The 13,190-nt window shown below is 43.2% G+C and carries 17 protein-coding genes and 1 pseudogene; 13 read left to right on the top strand and 5 right to left on the bottom strand.

Features of this window, described 5'->3' with window-relative positions:
• The first annotated feature begins 123 nt into the window (after positions 1 to 123).
• Positions 124 to 1,239: a CAP domain-containing protein gene (locus B0H94_RS01855; protein WP_106587540.1), complete on the top strand. Its 1,116-nt coding sequence runs from the start codon at positions 124 to 126 to the stop codon at positions 1,237 to 1,239.
• On the opposite strand, the gene B0H94_RS01850 is transcribed toward B0H94_RS01855, so the two are convergent.
• A complete protein-coding gene (locus B0H94_RS01850; RefSeq protein WP_181315212.1) occupies positions 1,236 to 1,721 on the bottom strand; it encodes a PaaI family thioesterase in 486 nt (161 codons plus the stop codon). The two genes, B0H94_RS01855 and B0H94_RS01850, sit on opposite strands and share 4 nt — an antisense overlap.
• A 121-nt stretch (positions 1,722 to 1,842) precedes the next feature.
• On the opposite strand from B0H94_RS01850, the gene ylbD reads away from it, so the two are divergent.
• From ylbD to B0H94_RS01820, 6 genes and pseudogenes are all read left to right on the top strand, one after another.
• Positions 1,843 to 2,220 carry a YlbD family protein gene (gene ylbD / locus B0H94_RS01845; RefSeq protein WP_181315211.1) on the top strand — a complete coding sequence of 126 codons (378 nt, stop codon included), beginning with the start codon at positions 1,843 to 1,845 and terminating at the stop codon, positions 2,218 to 2,220.
• A gap of 18 nt (positions 2,221 to 2,238) precedes the next feature.
• The gene (locus B0H94_RS01840; RefSeq protein ID WP_181315210.1) at positions 2,239 to 2,457 is read left to right on the top strand and encodes a YlbE-like family protein; all 219 of its coding nucleotides are present in this window, start codon (positions 2,239 to 2,241) and stop codon (positions 2,455 to 2,457) included.
• 77 nt (positions 2,458 to 2,534) lie between these two features.
• On the top strand, positions 2,535 to 2,873 hold the full coding sequence (locus B0H94_RS01835) for a hypothetical protein (protein WP_106587536.1): 339 nt from the start codon (positions 2,535 to 2,537) through the stop codon (positions 2,871 to 2,873).
• 67 nt (positions 2,874 to 2,940) lie between these two features.
• Positions 2,941 to 3,396, top strand: a complete 456-nt coding sequence (locus tag B0H94_RS01830; protein WP_245893872.1) for a YlbF/YmcA family competence regulator — start codon at positions 2,941 to 2,943, stop codon at positions 3,394 to 3,396.
• Positions 3,397 to 3,754: 358 nt separating this feature from the next.
• A pseudogene (locus B0H94_RS01825) lies at positions 3,755 to 3,928 on the top strand (transposase); the annotation flags it as partial.
• A 365-nt stretch (positions 3,929 to 4,293) separates the two neighbouring features.
• A complete protein-coding gene (locus B0H94_RS01820; RefSeq protein WP_181315209.1) occupies positions 4,294 to 4,731 on the top strand; it encodes an SRPBCC family protein in 438 nt (145 codons plus the stop codon).
• A gap of 49 nt (positions 4,732 to 4,780) precedes the next feature.
• Here B0H94_RS01820 and cbpB read toward each other — a convergent pair whose 3' ends face one another.
• From cbpB to B0H94_RS01805, 3 genes are all read right to left on the bottom strand, one after another.
• Positions 4,781 to 5,221 carry a cyclic-di-AMP-binding protein CbpB gene (cbpB, locus tag B0H94_RS01815; protein ID WP_181315208.1) on the bottom strand — a complete coding sequence of 147 codons (441 nt, stop codon included), beginning with the start codon at positions 5,219 to 5,221 and terminating at the stop codon, positions 4,781 to 4,783.
• A gap of 399 nt (positions 5,222 to 5,620) precedes the next feature.
• Positions 5,621 to 6,406: a divergent polysaccharide deacetylase family protein gene (locus tag B0H94_RS01810; RefSeq protein ID WP_106587534.1), complete on the bottom strand. Its 786-nt coding sequence runs from the start codon at positions 6,404 to 6,406 to the stop codon at positions 5,621 to 5,623.
• Between the two features lie 54 nt (positions 6,407 to 6,460).
• Positions 6,461 to 6,769 carry a MerR family transcriptional regulator gene (locus tag B0H94_RS01805; RefSeq protein ID WP_427909923.1) on the bottom strand — a complete coding sequence of 103 codons (309 nt, stop codon included), beginning with the start codon at positions 6,767 to 6,769 and terminating at the stop codon, positions 6,461 to 6,463.
• Between the two features lie 293 nt (positions 6,770 to 7,062).
• Here B0H94_RS01805 and bioB point away from each other — a divergent pair, with 293 nt between their 5' ends.
• From bioB to B0H94_RS01775, 6 genes are all read left to right on the top strand, one after another.
• Positions 7,063 to 8,043, top strand: coding sequence for a biotin synthase BioB (bioB, locus tag B0H94_RS01800; protein ID WP_106587533.1), 981 nt, complete (start codon positions 7,063 to 7,065; stop codon positions 8,041 to 8,043).
• 58 nt (positions 8,044 to 8,101) lie between these two features.
• Positions 8,102 to 8,884 (top strand): PRC-barrel domain-containing protein, encoded by a 783-nt coding sequence (locus tag B0H94_RS01795; RefSeq protein WP_106587532.1) that lies wholly within the window; start codon positions 8,102 to 8,104, stop codon positions 8,882 to 8,884.
• A 153-nt stretch (positions 8,885 to 9,037) separates the two neighbouring features.
• Entirely contained in the window at positions 9,038 to 9,601 is a 564-nt protein-coding gene (locus tag B0H94_RS01790; RefSeq protein ID WP_106587531.1) for a nitroreductase family protein, read from the top strand.
• A gap of 31 nt (positions 9,602 to 9,632) precedes the next feature.
• Entirely contained in the window at positions 9,633 to 9,956 is a 324-nt protein-coding gene (locus tag B0H94_RS01785; protein ID WP_106587530.1) for a hypothetical protein, read from the top strand.
• Entirely contained in the window at positions 9,956 to 10,687 is a 732-nt protein-coding gene (locus tag B0H94_RS01780) for a tetratricopeptide repeat protein (RefSeq protein WP_181315207.1), read from the top strand. The genes B0H94_RS01785 and B0H94_RS01780 overlap by 1 nt, the downstream gene beginning before the upstream one ends.
• 207 nt (positions 10,688 to 10,894) lie before the next feature.
• Positions 10,895 to 12,268 (top strand): aspartate kinase, encoded by a 1,374-nt coding sequence (locus B0H94_RS01775; RefSeq protein ID WP_106587528.1) that lies wholly within the window; start codon positions 10,895 to 10,897, stop codon positions 12,266 to 12,268.
• Between the two features lie 47 nt (positions 12,269 to 12,315).
• On the opposite strand, the gene B0H94_RS01770 is transcribed toward B0H94_RS01775, so the two are convergent.
• Positions 12,316 to 13,170: an ion transporter gene (locus tag B0H94_RS01770; RefSeq protein ID WP_106587527.1), complete on the bottom strand. Its 855-nt coding sequence runs from the start codon at positions 13,168 to 13,170 to the stop codon at positions 12,316 to 12,318.
• Between the last annotated feature and the right edge of the window lie 20 nt (positions 13,171 to 13,190).

Here is a 13,190-nt window from a genome sequence, read left to right as displayed (position 1 = left end):
TGTATAAGTGGCCTTCGTTTTTTTCATGGTAAGCTCAATCTGATAAGTGTTTTGTTTTGACGGATGAATGGCTTAAGAGGATAATTAAAAGAAACATCGTCCGTTTAAAATAAGGGGGAGAAAATGTTTTTAAAAAGCTTGTTTGCTTTCTTTGTATTTTCAGGACTGCTTGCTCTTGGCATCTTTAGTTATTACGCCTTTATATATGAGACACCGGAGGAAGAGGAACATTGGGATATTGATGAAATTATTGAGAATGAGCAGGAGATAGACACGAGCGAAGAAAATGACTCATTAGATGAGGATGAGGAAACTGTTGATGTCCCTGAAAACCGTTCATCCTTAAATGAATGGATGGGACAGTCGCGCCAGGATTTGATTGAAGTTTGGGGACCACCAGGACACGAAGGGCCTTCAGCTTATGGTTATGATTGGCTTTTGTATGAAGGAGAAGGCGGTGTGTTTGCTTTTGGCGTTGAAGACGAAACGATTGTTACAGCAGCTGGGACTGAACAAATGAACAGCACAAATGAAGTTTTCCTGCACGACGACCGCCAAACAGTGGAAGACAGTTGGACGTTTGAAAACGAGTTATCTGTAGATACAGAGCAAGGGTCATACACGTTTGATGTCAGCGGAGACCATCATGAAACACGCCCTGTAGCTGAAATTGATGAAGACCTATACGTACAGGCTTATTTTGATGTACACGAAAATCAGTTAACAGCTGTAAGATATATGAGCCCAGATGTACTTGTGCGTCATCAGCCATTTCCGGTGACATATACCGGTGATCTACCCGACCAAAAACCTGAAGCCCGTGCAAATTGGGAAGATGTAGAGGCCATTGATGCAGAGGCCATTCATGCTTATAATAACGCGATTCGTAAACAACACGGTTTAGCGCCGTTATCTTGGCATGAGCAGGCAGCAACAGCAGCAACAGCGCACAGCCGTCATATGGTAGAAGAAAATTATTTTGCACATACAGCTCCTGATGGTACAGGGCTTGGAGAGCGGCTTCAGGAGCAGAATGTAGACTTATTAATGGCCGGTGAAAATATTGCAGCAGAACATACAGATGCTTTAGCTGCTGCGATTGGTTGGTTAAATAGTGAAGGGCACAGGGAAAATGTGCTTCATGAAGAGTTTACTCATCACGGATCAGGTGTGTTTGAGCGGACGTACACCCAAAACTTTGTACGGCCGGCTTCAGAAGGATCCCCACACACGCCTTAAGGTAGTACTGCGTACATCGCTGTTCCTTCGGCAACTTTAACACCGCGCTCATCATATATTTCAGCGCGGGCGGTGCACAACGTTTTGCCGGTACGAATCATTTCAGCCGTTGCAGTTAATGTTTCACCACGGCCCGGTTGTAAGTAATGAACATGCATATCGGCTGTAACGGCTTTTTTACCCTCTGGGAGTGAACGGTGAACAATATCACCCGTAGCCATGTCAATTAAAGTAGCAGTAATACCGCCATGAGCAATACCGTGTGGGTTTTCATGAACGACCCGCAGCGGTATTGTAATTTGAGATTTTCCTTCAGGTAAATAAGTTCTTTCCGGCTGCAGCCAAGCGCCGATGTAGCTTCCAGATTGATCGTTTTGCTTTTTTTGAAGCCCTTGAAGTAAAAATGCGAAAGCTTCTCTTTCTTCTTCGCTGCCTGCTTCGATATAAGCTGCAGCTTCTTTGATGAGTTGATCTTTTGTCAAGTCAATCCCCCCTGGATCAATGTAAGTTTTATTATAGCATAAGGTTTAGGCGAACCTTTTGATCCATATGTGCATATGTCTGTTAGTAGCTGAATGTTGGATTGTTCAAAGGGGGATCAATATGAGTAATGAAACACTTCATCCAGATGTCGCAGCCTTTAAAACCTTTATTCAAGAACACCCAGATTTAATTAAAGAAGTACGTTCCGGACGCGCAGACTGGAATCAACTTTACCAGGATTGGTATATTCTAGGTGAAGAAGATGAAATTTGGGCACCTTACCGGAGTGAATCGAATACGCCGGCTCAATCATCGCAGGCAGAATCATTAACACAACTCTTGAGTCAAATTAACGTACAAGAGCTGCAAAAGCATATGTCTCAATTCAGTGGTGTGCTCGGCAATGTCCAGCAGTTAATGAAGCAATTTCAAGGCCCACAGGAGCAGCAAATGCCTGAGCCGCCATCACATGACCCGTTTTCTTTCCGAGGGTTTTAACTGAATATGGAGCGGAGGTTGTATGAAGCCATTTATTATGACAAAGACGCTTTAACGTATTTACGGCAGGATCCTGCCTGGTATCGTAAGTTAAGCCGCTCGCCGGAGCGATATGCTGAATTTCTTGAAGCTTCCAAACGCTACCATAAAAAAACCTGGCCTGATCGATTAGATCTTTTAGCGAGACAGGGCCAGGCCGGGGCATTGCTTTTGGAATTGTTAAAACAGCAAAAATGATAAATGACTCATAATTGCGTGCTTCTTTCTCATACTACAACTAATGTTGAATTTTGAGGAGAAAGGAGCGCGTTTTTATGCGTGTTTTAATAAGGCTAATAATTATTGGTTTTTTAATAACCGCAGCTTTTTCAAATGAAGAAGTTGTTCAATTTCATGTACAGCACCAAATTCAGGGTGATAGTGTTTACATTGAAACTTCAGCGTCTGATGTCACGTTCCAAACTTCAAAAGAAGAAAAGACACAAGCTGCGATTGATATTTATATCAATGGAGAGTGGGTCGATCGAGCTGAGCAGGCTGCATTTAAAGTGGATGAGCTTTCGGCAGGTTATCATGAAATCAGCCTGCAATTAATGAATGACGACGAAAAGGCTTTATCTTCTGTAGAGACATTTACCGTCAAAATTGAGTAATGCGAATGAATGACGTTTTTTCCCTGCCTATCTTCATGATACAATGCAGTTATGGAGGTGTTTAGAAATGGATGCTGTCTCGAGTCCAGCGGCTTCAACGCCGGTTGAGTGGATGGAGCACGGTTATAAGCTTGCAGAAATGGTTGCACAGTCTGATGTATTTCACACATATATTCGCGCTTGGGAGTCAATGCAACATGATGAAGAGGCCCAGCGGCTGATTCAGAAGTTTAATGATAAAAAAGAAGATTATGAAGAAGTTCAACGGTTTGGTAAGTATCATCCGAACTACCGGGAAGTGTCCCGCGATATCCGCGCTTTAAAACGTGAAGTTGATCTCCAGGGTACAATTGCTCGTTATAAAGAAGCAGAAAAAGAACTTGAGTCGTTATTAAATGAGATCAGTGCTGAAATGGCGTATGCTGTCTCTGATAATATTAAAGTGCCTACAGGAAATCCGTTCTTTGACCAAGCAGGCTGTGGCGGCGGCTGCGGTAGTGGCGGAAGCTGTGGATGTGGATAATGAAAAAAAACCGGCCTAAGTGGCCGGTTTTTTATTTTGACTCTACAGTATTTGTTGGGGTTTTACAAAAGAATATATAAAAACACGCAAGCTTCAATATCCTTTAAACTTGAATTGTCGAGAAACAAGAGAAGGATAGGAGTTGCGTGTAGATGTATTTTACCGTGTCTATCCCTGGCTTAGAAAAAATGGTTATAAAGAAAACAGAAACTGTTGGGAGGGGTTCATTTCACATCCATGTAGAAAGAGAACAAAAATCGCACCGCTGTCCCATTTGTAATGAGCGTACAAACCGGGTTCGGATATGAGTTATGCTTTTAAGTCTGATGTCCAGAAAGTATTCCTCAAAGTGATCGAAACATTTCAGAACTGGTAGATAGAAATCTTAAGATGCTTTACGTTTGGATACAGAAACGGACCGGTAGAAGGGTTGAGTAACCAAACCAAGGTGACCAAACGAAATACATTTGGCTTCCGGCGTTGTGACCGTCTTCGTATGAAAGTATTATTGCATCATCAGCTGAAAGGATAAGTCTTTCAATTAGGATAAAGGAGCTGTCTCAAGAGGTTATAAACAGATACGTTAAAAAAGGCACATGAAATATACGAGATTCCTTCAGGAAAAGCAACGTCTGAATCCCCCGCAATGAGCCGGATTTGCTCATGAGGAGGTTGAAGCTTTGCCCGGCTGCAAAGCAGACACGACGCAACCAAGCGGAAGCGCAGGTTAAGTCGATGTCGCACTTGTGCCATTGGTGAAAGCGAGTATATTTCCCATGCAGGTCATTTAAGGTATTTCTTATGAGGTTACCTCAAAAGTTGACTTACAACCTGTAAAACGGGTTAGGATGCCGAAAAATAGGGAAATGGACAATTGCAAAGAAAGGGGGAATTTTATTGGGAAGGTTAGCTTATACAACGAAGATTCAAGCGCCAGTGAACGAAGTTTGGGCTTACTTCCAAAACCCAAAAAATTTAGAAAGCTTAACAACGTTTCCGAAAGTGCACGTGAAAAATGATGCTAAAGATATTTACCATGTGCCTTTAGTGATTCGTGTCGGCCCGCTGAAGTTTCATTGGGAGTCAAGAATCAGTGAAATTGAAGAAGGGAATTACTTTGTTGACGAGGGAGAAGTGCTTCCATTTCCTTTTCAAGCGTGGCAGCATACCCATATGTTTGTTCCAACACGTTCAGGAACAAACATGATTGATAAAGTGCAGTTCGAAGCAGCTGTACCTGACTTGTGTGTAAAAGCCGGTTTATATCAAATGTTTAAAAGCCGTGAAGCTGCAGTTAAAGAGATGTTTGAAATTCGGCAGGCCAGGCCATTTTAAAAGCCCGCCGCATCTGCGGCGAGCTTTTTTTTATCCGTTAATAAAGATGTCATGTTTGTTGAAAATACCTGTGCATTAAGGCGAGAATTGAGCGCCTCGTTAAAATGCCAATAAATGCACCATTTTCATCAACAATACATAAAAAAGGGTAATTAATTGAGCGCATTAATGCTTCACCAAACGTGCTATCTGTTTGTAATGTAGGGATGTCAGGATCCGCTACGTCTTCAACAACATATTCGTTTAACCGTTCCATTTCAATACGCTCTAAGCCGAGAATGGAATCCAATATTTGCGCTTTGCTAATTTGTCCTTGAATTTTATTTTCGTGATCAAGCACCGGAATCGCAGTATAGCCTGATTTAATTAATACTAAAAGTGCGTGGTTTAAAGGGTTATTTTTGTGGACATGCGCAACTTTTTCATGCGGAATAATTAACTCATTAATTTCATTGTTTACCAATTGGCTGTTTTTGAGCGTTTGCATCATACAGCATCACTACTTCCGTTAGATTCAGAGATTGAAAATCACCAAAACTTATCGTAGAGAGATTTTAAAAAATTGTCAACCGAAGTGAACGCTTGGAGGATGCTCATAGGGGTCGAATGCACGTACCTGCTGAATTCAATGTATCACAGGCAGTCTGTTGCGGCAAATAAGGTTTTTACATTCAAATGACTTGAAATATAAGCTTTGAGCTCAATTCAATAAATACAAAGCTTATAAATTCCGGTGAAAGTTTAAGAACAGCAGCTTTTGGCAGCTGAGAGGGTTGCGAACTCCTGCCTGCGCAGTAAAGCCATGATAAGATTGCGCTGCCGGCGCAGGCGGTGTGCGAGACGGCTTTAAGTACTCACTTTGAAAAATTAAAGCTAGTGCGTTCTCTTTTTAATACTGCCAGAAAGCTTCCGGGTTGTGTTCAGGGTTTTTTAAAATCATATCAGAAGACCGTACAAGTGCGTTTTGAAAATCTTTTTTCTGCATCATTTCTAAAAGCGCAGCATAAGTATTTTGACCGCGAACACCGACGTGACCGATGCCGATGCTTGCACCGTTTCGTTTGGCTTCTGTTTGAAGCTGCTCAAGCATGTTGATGGCTTCAGCTTTTGAGCTGTGGTCTGTATCAATAAACAAGTCCCGTTTCATATAAGGTATAGCCAGCTCTTCACATAGTTCGGGAACGACGGAGTTTTGATGGGTGCCACTGTCAATTACATACATTCCCCGCTCTTTAACTTCTTCTAAAATACTGCGCATGACTGGTTCGTTCGTTACAATAGCAGAACCCATATGGTTATTGATCCCTTTAGCTTCAGGAAGACTGTCCATCGCTTGCTTTACGGACTGCCGGGCACGTTCAGGTGTCATATCCTTTGTGATCGCTCCTGGACCAAGCCAGGAAGGCCGACCTTGGACGGGTTCCATAGGCATATGAACAATAACGTCGTGTCCGTTGTTAACTGCTGTTTTTGCATGGGTACGGCTCTCTTCTAAAAACGGCATTACAGCTGCTGTGAAAGGTGCATCAAGCTCAAGCATGTTTTCGGCAGCCTGCACATTCTGGCCGAAGTCGTCGATGATGATGGCAATTTCTCCGGATGCATCAGCGTATGCTGCAGTACTACCTATAAGATGTAATGAAAAAACTACAAAAGATAAAATTGTAAAACGCATCTTTTGTCGCTCCTTTATAATTGATGCGCTTAGCTTGTGCAGTATGTTTAACACTTATCCTTTGCGCATGTTAAATGCCGCGTTTAATTGACCGCGCCGCATTCGGTTTTTCGCCTCAAACTCCGTTTCTGCCCGCTTAGCTTGCTTGCGTATTTCAAATGTCTGCATCCCATCTTCCATTTTTTCAGCAATATCCATTAATAACTCAATATCATGAAAGGAAAATTTACGTGTGCCGCCTGAGCTCCGATCGGGAAAAATCAGCTTGCGTTCCTCGTAGTAACGAATTTTACGCTCCGTTAATCCAGTTAACTCACTCACAATTCCAATTGTAATGACTTTCTTATTTTTATATGAAGCCACAAGTATCTCCCTCCACACCCCTGTAATAGCATCCTTAATGTAAATAACCATATCACACATAAAGGGTTATTTTTTCATCTATGTAAGGTTTTTTTACACACCCTTACCGTACCTAACTGTGCTACATATACGGATTTTGTTGAAAATATTTACTGATGCTTGAAAATAAGCTTTCAATTGTAGTTATAAGATTGAAATTTATAAAAATTAAGACATTATTTGCTGGTCAACATAAATCGTAAATGTTAACCTTTATATTGTTAAAGTTTACATTAAGAAAGGATGTTTTAATTATGGAAGATATGCTAAAACGTGTTATGCAAGGTGAAAGCCTGCGCGTTGAAGAAGGTGTAACCATCTTAAATCAGGCTGAAAAAGAGATTTTACCGGCGCTGCAACATGCTTATCACATACGTTATCAACATTTTGGTGATGAAACAAAACTCAACATGATAATTAATGCAAAAAATGGACTTTGTCCGGAAAACTGTGGCTATTGTGCTCAGTCTTCAGTTTCTACGAGTAACGAAACGCCTTATCAGTTATTATCTAAAGAACAGTTAGTTGCAGGAGCGGCTGAAGCAGAGCGGCGCAAAGCCGGAACATACTGTATCGTCGCAAGCGGACGTGGTCCGAGTCGGCGTGAGGTTTCTGAGGTAGCGGATGCTGTAACAGAAATTAAAAATACTTACGATTTAAAGATATGTGCTTGTTTGGGTCTGTTAAAAGAAGGACAGGCAGCTCAGCTTGAACAAGCTGGGGTGGATCGTTACAATCATAATGTAAATACGCATAAAGATCACCATGATCATATCACAACAAGCCATACGTATGATGATCGTGTGACCACGGTGAATGAAGCTAAATCAGCCGGGATTTCTCCTTGTTCTGGCATTATTGCCGGTATGGGCGAAACAGATGAACAGCTTATTGATACGATGCGTGAGCTGCGGGAACTAAAAGCGGATTCAGTTCCGATTAATTTTCTTCACCCGGTACCAGGAACACCACTTGGCGATCGGCCGAAGCTGTCACCTCAAAAAGCGTTGGCTGTACTTGTAGCTGCCCGGTTTATGCTTCCGGATAAAGAAATACGTGTCGCCGGCGGTCGAGAGGAGATTTTACGTTCGATGCAGCCGCTTGCTCTTTATCCCGCCAATGCAATTTTCGTAGGTGATTACTTAACAACTGATGGACAAACGGCTGCACTTGATCACGATATGATTGAAGCTGCCGGCTTTAAAATTGAAAGCGAAAGTAAAGTACATGTTTGAAATAAAAGGCTGAAGGTAAAAAGCATAGCACGAAGTCAAACCTGAAGGGGGAAGCGTTATGCTTTTTGAAGCTAAGAAACTAAGAAATTTCGGTGTTATTACTTCAGATGGAGAGCTTGGAAAAATTGATGACGTGTATATGGATGAGGATCAATGGGTAATCCGGTATTTAGTTGTTAATCGTAAGCCGCTGCTTCCAGGCGGTAAGGTTTTAGTTTCACCAATCGCAGTGGAACGCATGGACATTAATGGACAGACCATTCACTTAAATGTAACGAAAGAAGAGCTTGAAGAAGCTCCAGGTAAAGAAGAAGCAGAACCGATTACACGTAAAAAAGAACTTGAGCTGCATCATCACTTCGGTTATGGTTACTACTGGCCTGCTCAAGGAATGTGGGGAAGTTTTCCTTACCCGCACCAGCTCCGGGTCGAAGCGCCTCATCATCAACGACCGCAAGAACTTCCTAATGAAGAGGAAATTAAAGTACGCAGCTTAAAAGAAATGACAGGGGACTGGTCAGGCTATGATGTCGAGGGAAGCGACGGGGATATCGGTACAATTGATGATGTGATTGTAGAAGATGACACTTGGAACATTCGCTATATCAGTGTCGATACAGGACGCTTGTTTTCAACAGGTCATGCGGTTCTTTCCTCAAGCTGGATTCTTCATACAGAGGATGAGGAGAAAAAGGTGCGTGTGAAAATGGCACGTCACGAAGTGCAGGCAGCGCCTGAATACGTGCCGGGTCAGCCATTAGACCGGGAATTTGAAGAGCGCTTGTTTGATCATTATGATCAGGAGAAATACTGGGAGGCTGAAGCAGGAAAAAGCGAATAAGTACTTCTATAAAAAATTTGCATAGGTGATTGAGAGTAAGCTGTCCGGATTTCGGACAGCTTTTTTCATAGTGTGTAGTCTCCTTATCTAGACCGGAGGGTGGGGAAGCCGTTATAATATATCACGACAAAAATAAGCAAAGAGGTGGATCTCATGGAACTCACAGAAGGCTTAAAAACGCGGCGGACTATCCATAAATTCAAAGATGAAGACATTGATCCGGCTGTAATTGAACGGGCCATTGAATGTGCAGTACTTGCACCGAATCATAAAATGACAGAACCGTGGCATTTTCATGTCGTTCAAGGTGAGGCAAAAGAACAGCTGTCCCGCCGGCGCGGAGAGTTGAAATCAGCAGCTCAAGGTGGACCGGATACAGAAAAAGGGGCAAAGGTTTACGAAAAAGCTTATCACGGCATGGCTGATGTGCCATTTGTTGTTGCTGTTTCGACAAAAACCTCCATAGAAGATCCAGTGCTTGATCAAGAGGATCGAGCGGCTACTGCTTGTGCTGTACAAAATTTTATGTTGAGTGCATGGTCGGAAGGTGTCGGTTGCTTTTGGGGGAGTGGGCCTTTATTAAAGGATGAGGTTACAAAAAACACACTGGGATTAGGTGCCGATGAAGAAGTTATTGCCATGTTGTTTATTGGTGTACCTGAAGTTATACCAAGTGTAAAAGAGCGCTCGTTTACAAACGCAGTAACATGGCATTAATGATAACAGACAAAGCAGGGAGAGAACTTGTGTGCAAAAAATTATTGTTATTTTTATAGCCGCAGTTATGGTGCTAGCTGCTGTTGGTTTTGTTGTGCCGGTTCAATTGTCAGCCCCGCCGGATGCCCGAATTGTTTTAGATCATACAAATGAAACGTATGTAGCCCCGGCTTGCTTTAATGACGCAGATGTAACAAATAATTTAACTGAAACCACCTATGCTGAGGCTAAGCGTGTTGAGTACACTCCAGAGTCTGTTTGTACAGAACATGAATTGACAGCACAAGAAGTTCCGTTATTTATGGCGCTTTTGCAGTGGCTTGGTCTCGTGTCTCATCCATGGGAGGAATCATAATGGCCTCTGAAGGTGAAAAGCGGGAAAGCGCGTATCAAACCGGGGTACGCTGCATGCAGCAGCAAGACCCACACTTAGCAGTCGAGTGGTTTCAAACCGCGGCTGAATACGGGGATGCCCGGGCGATGCGGGCGCTTGGCCGGATATACGAAACTGGGCATGGTGTAGATCCTGATACTGCTTTAATGAAATCGTGGTATGAAAAAGCTGCTGAAGCTGGTTCTTTAGAGGCGATGTGTGAACTGGCCAATCATTTGTATGAAGGTGTCCTCATCGAGCGGGAAGTAAAGCCGGCACTTTATTGGTATGAGCGGGCAGCTATGGGCGGCGTGAAGGATGCTGCGTTTATGCTCGGCAGTCTGTATTACGAAGGGAAAGATGTAACAAAGGCTCCGAAAAAAGCTGAACGCTGGTGGAAAGAGGCGGCGCAGCTTGGGCATACAAGGGCGCTGAATAATTTAGCCTGGCTGTATGCTCAAAAAGAAGGAGGAGCAGCTAAAGCATATGCTTATTATGAAGAAGCTGCCCGCTTGAATGACGCAGATGCGCAAGTAAATCTAGGTCACATGTTGTTTACCGGGAAAGATGTAGGTCAAGACATCTATGAGGCTCTTCATTGGTGGCAAAAAGCAGCTGAACAAGGACATCCACTAGCCAAAAAGAATGTTAAAAAAGCGAAGCGGAAGCGCCGTTTAGAGCGCATCCTTCGTCCGTTTCAAAAGAAACGTTAGCATTTTTAAAAGAATCGGCGGTGACCCCTTATCACTTAAATGGAGACTGCCCCAGCCTTGATTAGACAGAATATTTTCTGTTGAGAGATAGTTCGAATTTGTGGTAGGCTGACGGAAACTGTTTGCAAGTGGCTAAGCAGTATAAAGCAGCTGTTTAATAAAGTGATAGAAGCTGTTGACTACGTAAATAAAGATGGGGAGATTAGGATGAGAGTAGCAAAGTTTGGTGGGAGTTCACTCGCAAGCGCAGAGCAGATTAAAAAAGTAACCAATATTGTGCAAGAGCACCCGGAGCGCCGGCTGCTGGTAGTATCAGCGCCAGGAAAACGAGATAGTGGTGATACGAAGGTAACGGACCTGTTAATTGAACTCGGATCAAAAGCATGGCACGGTCAATCTTATGAAGCGGTATATGAAACAGTGGTCGATCGATACCGTCAAATCGCTTCAGGTTTAGGTCTTGGAGAAAGTGTCGTTCAAGAAGTTGCAGCAGACTTCACTGAACGCGTGCAGTTCGCTGCTGACAATGAAGAGTCTTACATGGATCAAATGAAAGCAGGCGGCGAAGATAATAACGCAAAAGTGATTGCCCGTTATTTACAAAACGAAGGTGTCAAAGCAGCTTATTTGAATCCGTATGAAGCAGGTCTGCTCGTCAGTGATGAGCCTGGTAACGCGAAGGTGCTGCCGGAAGCTTATGAGCACTTATACAAGCTGCGCGACCGCGATGAAATTCTTGTATTTCCCGGCTTTTTCGGCTACACGCCTGAAGGCAAACTCGCGACATTTCCGCGTGGAGGTTCGGACATTACCGGTTCAATTGTAGCTGCTGGTGTTCAGGCAGATTTATATGAGAACTTTACAGACGTTGATTCTGTATATGCTGCGAATCCTGGCGTTGTTGATCAGCCGATGGAAGTTAAGCAGATGACGTATCGTGAAATGCGTGAGCTCTCCTACGCTGGTTTTGGTGTTTTCCATGATGAAGCTTTAATCCCGGCTTTTCGTGCATCGATCCCGGTATGTGTGAAAAATACGAACAATCCGGACGCAGAAGGTACGATGATTATTGCTGAGCGTGCACAGGACCAGACACCTGTCACCGGTATCGCTGCCGATGAAGGCTTCAGTACCATTTATGTTCGCAAGTATTTAATGAACAGAGAAGTCGGTTTTGGCCGACGTTTATTAAAAATTGTTGAAGACGAGGGCATCTCTTATGAGCATATCCCATCAGGGATTGATGATACATCTGTCATTATTGACAACTCTCAGTTAACTGCTGAAAAAGAAGAGCGTATGCTTACTAGAATTATGGAAGAACTTGAAGCAGATGATGCGCATATTGAACATGGGTTTGCCATGATTATGCTTGTCGGTGAAGGGATGCATGAGACAGTAGGTGTAGCCTCGAGGGCAGCACAGGCTTTATCCAACCGTGGCATAAACATTGAGATGATCAACCAAGGATCTTCAGAAGTGTCTTTAACATTTGGGATTCAAGCAGCGCAAGCTGATGAAGCCATCCGCGGATTATATGAACAGTTCTTTCGTCCATCGGTTGTAGGGACAGAATCATAATCATCGTAAAAGAGCCGCTCCTTGTTGAATGAGGAGCGGCTCTACGTTTAAGTTTTGTCATTGTGCTGCATGGATCGGAGCATCTCTTTCAGTTCTGAAACTTCTTCACGAAGCTGCTGCAGTTCTTTTGTGTTGGTATCTGGGATTAATGGGTCAGCTCCGTCTTCTTCATTGTCTTGGTCTGCTTCATTTGCTTTTTCAACGTTGTTAACAATAACACCGATGAATAAGTTGAAAATAACGAACGTACCCACAAGAATAAAAGCGACAAAATAAAACCATGCCCAAGGATCAATAGCAAGAACCGGCCGCATAACTTCTTCTGCCCAAGACTCGAGGGTGACAACTTGGAACAATGTAATCATTGTCGCTTGCAATGACCCGAAATATTCAGGGGAAATATCGGCATACAAAATCGTTCCGATCACCGCAAAAATGTAAAATACTAAAAACATTAAAACCATAATGTTCCCCATTGCTGGAATGGTCCGCATTAAAGCGTCAACAAGCCGCCGCAGTGATGGGATCACAGTAACGGCACGAAGCACACGAAGCACACGGAGAATCCGTAGTACAGTGACAAAATGGCCGCCAACAAAGATATGTCCTGCGAGTACAATAACAAAATCAAACCAGTTCCATCCGTTTTTGAAAAATGAAGAAACCGGATGGGTACCGGCAAGTCGAAGGGCAATTTCCACCGTGAAAATCCAGAGGAGAACCCGGTCAAGCGTAAAAAAGACATTCTCGTTACCATCATAAAGGTTAGGGTAAGTTTCCAGCCCGACGATCACAGCATTAAATAAAATAAAAGCAATAATGATCGGGGTGAACGCTTTATGTTCAACAATGCGTTTAGCGTACTGCCGCCATTTGGACGGGGGTGTCTGACTTATGTCCATGATTATAAACCTCCAACTAA

This window comes from Salsuginibacillus halophilus, from assembly GCF_003014715.1.
GTDB lineage: Bacteria > Bacillota > Bacilli > Bacillales > Marinococcaceae > Salsuginibacillus > Salsuginibacillus halophilus.
Note: the sequence above shows the minus strand (reverse complement) of the source record. Positions and strands in the feature narration are given on the sequence as shown.